Here is a 2379-nt window from a genome sequence, read left to right on the forward strand (position 1 = left end):
CCGGTGGCCTCGGTGGCCGCGGCCCAGTCCACGTCGACGCCATCGCGCCACAGGGCGTGCAGCAGCTCTTCCAGCGTCTCGGTGGCGGGCCGGTCCCGGCGGCACGTGGCGAGCACCCTCGCCTCGTCGGCCGGACCGTCCGCGCGGTCGGCCAGCGTGCTCCGCACAGGCCTGGACACCACCGGGTGCGGGGCGATCTCCACGACCCGCAGCCCCCGGCCGGGTGTCCGGGGCAGCCGGCGCACGGCCTCGTCGAGCAGCATCGGCCGGCACATGTTGCGGGCCCAGTACCGCGCGTCGAGCAGCGTCCCGTCCATGTGGTCGCCGGTCACCGTCGACAGGAAGGGGACCGAGGCCGCCGCCGGACGCAACGCGCCCAGACGTGCCACGAGTTCGTCGGCTAGCGGAGCCAGCTCCGTACTGTGCGAGGGGTAGTCGATGTGCACCCGGAACGTCCGCACTCCGGCGTCGCCCAGTTCCCGCTCCACCTCGGCGAGCGCGGCCGTCGTTCCCGACAGGCAGACCTGGCCGGGTGCGAGGTGTCCGGCGAGGGTGACGCGGCCCTGCGCGAGGGCAGTGGCCCGCTGCGCGGTCAGTTCGCACACCAGCATCGAACCGGTGCCGGCGGCGCGTTCGGCCACGAGCCGCGACCACACGCCGATCACATGGGCGCCCTGTTCGAGGGTGAGCGCGCCGGCGACGACTGCGGCGGCGACCTCGCCGACGCTCTGCCCGAACACCACGTCCGGGACGACGCCCCACCGGCGCAGGGTGCGGGCCAGTGACACCTGCAGGGCGAACAGCACGGGCTGCAGCACCTCGGTGCGCCCCAGCCGGCTGTCCGCGGCGACCAGTTCGTCCAGAACGGACCAGCCCGTCACGGCGGCCACGGCCCGGTCGGCCTCGGCGAGTTCCGCGCGGAAGGCCGGTTCGGCCAGCAGATCGCGTCCCATGCCGGTCCACTGGGAGCCGTGCCCGGAGAAGCAGAACGCGACGGCCGGCGCCTGCCCGGGCCGTTCCCCCGCCTCCGCGGGCGCGGTCAGGGCCCGCCGGTGCGGGGCCTCCGTCAGGGCCAGGTGCACGTTCGTGCCGCCGAAGCCGAAACCGCTCACGCCCGCGTGGCGGGGGCCCTCGGGCCAGTCGCGGGCGGCCGTGACCACCTCAAGGCGCAGGCCGGTGAAGTCGATGAGCGGGTTGGGCCGTTCGAAGTGCAGGCCGGCCGGGAGCCGGCCGTGGTGCAGGGCGAGGGCCGTCTTGAGGACCCCGAGGACACCGGCGGCCGGTTCCAGATGGCCGAAGTTGGTCTTCGCGGAGCCGAGCAGCAGCGGCGTCGTCCGGCCCGGCGCGAACACCTCACCGAGCGCCGCGGCCTCGATCGGGTCGCCCAGCGGGGTGCCCGTGCCGTGCGCCTCCACGTAACCCACCTGGTGCGGTGCGACGCCCGCCGCCCGCCAGGCCGCCCGGACCACGTCGACCTGGGCGCGCGGATTGGGCGCGGTCAGCCCGTTGGAGGCGCCGTCGTTGTTGACGGCGCTGCCGCGCAGCACCGCGTAGATGCGGTCGCCGTCGCGCAGCGCGTCCGACAGGCAGCGCAGCACGACCACGCCGCAGCCCTCGCCGCGTACGTATCCGGCGGCGTCCGCGTCGAAGGCGCGGCACTGCCCCGCCGGGTTCATGCCGCCGAACTTCGTCATCGCGACCGTGGTGCGCGGGTGCAGCATCAGGCTGACCCCGCCTGCCAGGGCGATGTCGCACTCGCCGCGGCGCAGGCTGTGCGCGGCCATGTGCACCGCCGCGAGCGAGGAACTGCACGCCGAGCCCACCGAGAGCGCCGGCCCCTCCAGGCCGAGCGCGTACGCGATGCGGGCCGGCACGATCGAGGTGTCCCAGCCGACCGCCGAGTGCGAGCCGATCGTCTCGGGCCCCGCGCCGGTCGCCAGGTGGTACTCCTGCCACATCGTGCCGAAGAACACCCCGGTGCGGCTGCCGGCCAGCGTGCCGGGGACGATGCGGGCGTCCTCCAGCGCCGCCCACGCCACTTCCAGGGCGATGCGCTGCTGCGGGTCCATACGGGCCGCCTCGGCGGGCGAGATGCCGAAGAAGGCGGCGTCGAAGCCTGCCACGTCGTCGAGGAAGCCGCCCCGGCGCGTGGACATCGTGCCGGGCGTCTGCGGGTCGTCGTCGAACCATTCGTCGGCGTCCCAGCGGTCCCGGGGCACCTCACCGACGGCGTCGCGGCCCGCGAGCAGGGCCTCCCACAGGGCGTGCGGGGTCTCGATGCCGCCCGGCAGACGGCAGCCCAGACCGACGAGCGCGATGGGCTCGTCAAAGGTGGCGGCCGCGGTGCGCTGCCCGACTGCGGCCGGCCGGCCCGGCTCG

The 2379-nt window shown here is 75.4% G+C and carries 1 protein-coding gene; it reads right to left on the minus strand.

The window, feature by feature from the left end:
• The coding region (locus AWZ10_RS41175; protein WP_159058544.1) for a type I polyketide synthase at positions 1-2379 on the minus strand (2379 nt) is incomplete at both ends.

It is taken from the genome of Streptomyces europaeiscabiei, assembly GCF_001550375.1.
GTDB classification, from domain to species: Bacteria; Actinomycetota; Actinomycetes; order Streptomycetales; family Streptomycetaceae; genus Streptomyces; species Streptomyces europaeiscabiei.